Annotated in this window: 2 protein-coding genes; both read right to left on the bottom strand. The window is 61.9% G+C overall.

What is annotated here, in order from left to right:
* Positions 1-212 (bottom strand): hypothetical protein (locus VTU_RS0105820; RefSeq protein WP_010101917.1); only part of this gene is annotated, 212 nt, incomplete at its 3' end.
* Positions 213-613: 401 nt separating this feature from the next.
* A complete protein-coding gene (locus tag VTU_RS25920; RefSeq protein ID WP_010101915.1) occupies positions 614-1,756 on the bottom strand; it encodes a hypothetical protein in 1,143 nt (380 codons plus the stop codon).
* Between the last annotated feature and the right edge of the window lie 134 nt (positions 1,757-1,890).

Here is a 1,890-nt window from a genome sequence, read left to right as displayed (position 1 = left end):
GGGGCGCTCTGTCCAAGCGGGCTGCACTGGAAGTCAATGCTGTCGCCGTTGATCCGCAGGTAGACCTCGCAGGTTTGCGCCGTGCCGCCGGGATTGGAGGGTACGCTGGCGCCGTTGGTACGCTCGCCCATGCTGTAGAGACGGCCGCCGATAAAAACGTCCCGGCGGCAATGTCCAAGCTGCGGCTTGCGCTGCTGCTCTTGCGTACCCACAGGTTGTCCTTCCACCCCCGGTTATAGAAAATCACCTCCCCCCGCTGCACACGAGGACCGCCCCCCACTACCAATCCGCCCATCCATCTCATCCAACCGCTCGTCCAAACTCCCCCTCCCCCCCGGGCCTGATCCATCTCGTTTTCACGCGCCAGCACGCGTGTATCAATGCCCGCGAAATTCTCGTCAATCTCCCGGTAGCGGGGGTTCCACACCGAGGGGACGGCGTCGGGCGCCATCGGGCTAATGCTGGGATGCGGTCGTGTCATGGTTTAACTTCTTTTCTGCATAAAGAGAAACGGCGCACCTTGTGGTGCGCCGTTGGGGTGGGGAAATATGGGGGATGGGGGTGTTTGCCGGGGGGAGTTCACTTTCACTCAGAGGGCGCTGTGGTTTCTCTGTCAAAGAACAAAGGCCACCCGGGCGCTCGCGAGCGCCGACCAATTCTCAATATCCCCCCTCGAGTTCGTCCGTGTCCGTCTCCCGCAGAGCGCGCGCGCAAAGACCCCGGCCTTGGCGCCATCGTTCCAGTGACCACCGGCCATAGACAAACTTTCGCCTTGGTTGTGCATCAGGAAACCATCCTCGCCGGGAAGGCTGGCAGTGACAGGGTACAGGCCCAGCGCCTTGGCGATTGCGGGAACGGTCAGGCCGGCTTTTACACCCATGCTTTTGAAGGTGTTAGTGGGGTTATAGCCGCCGTAGTCGATGGGGATGGGAGGGGTGGTGTCGCGGGTCTTGGAGTCGGACAGGATTGCAGCCTGAGTACGGCCACTGGTCACGGCAGCTGCAGCGTCATATTTCAATGTGCCCGCCGTACCCGGCGCGACCAGGGCGCCGTCAGACGCGCTGATGGCCCTCCAGTGGGCGGAGTCGGCGCTCTGGGACTTGGTATTGTCCGCGGCGTCGTTGTTCGGCAGTATTTGGATTTCGCCTTCGTTCAAGCGCAAGCCACCAAGCCATTCCGCGGTATTGCCGGTGAGGTCCGCAATACCGTGCGGCAGGCCATTGTGGCGCCACGAGGCCGGGCCCGAGCCCGTGTAGATCCGGGAGCCATCGGAGCGGCCGGTCTCGTGGGGCATGGAGTGGCTCTTGCCATGGTCGGTATTGCCACGCGGCATCGTGCCGTTTTTCCAGCACCACAGCGCGATGGCCGCCCATTCGGCATGGGTCATCATGTGCCAGCCAACGCCGTTGTTCTTGGCACACCGCTGGAAAGTATCAAAACTCCAGCTGTGGTTCAGCAGCACGCCGGGGATGGACAGCAGATTCCAGTCCATGACGAAGCCCTGATACTGGCCGATGTAGATGGCGTCCTTCTCGATGCCATTGACGATAAACGCCGGATGCACGCCGCGGCCCAGGCTCGCATGAATGTCTTGCAAGTTGAACTTCGGAATCACGCTCATATAGCAGGGGTGGCCCGTTGCGGTGTACATGACCGTGGCAGCGCCGCCGCTTGCGGCCTCAACCTGGGTGCGCAGATTGTCCTTGATAAAAATGCTTGGCATATTCTGTTTCTCCTGGATCAGGGTTTTGGCCAAATGGTGATTTCGACGGCGTCGGCGTCCAGCGGCTCGGGAACGCGGGCTGTGGTCGGATGGCCCTTGTCATCCATGCCGGGTTCCTTGCGCTCGCGCCGGCCGCGGATGGTGATATTCGCGGCAAAGGCGCCAGG

It is taken from the genome of Verminephrobacter aporrectodeae subsp. tuberculatae At4, assembly GCF_000193225.1.
Lineage (GTDB): Bacteria > Pseudomonadota > Gammaproteobacteria > Burkholderiales > Burkholderiaceae_C > Acidovorax > Acidovorax aporrectodeae.
Note: the sequence above shows the minus strand (reverse complement) of the source record. Positions and strands in the feature narration are given on the sequence as shown.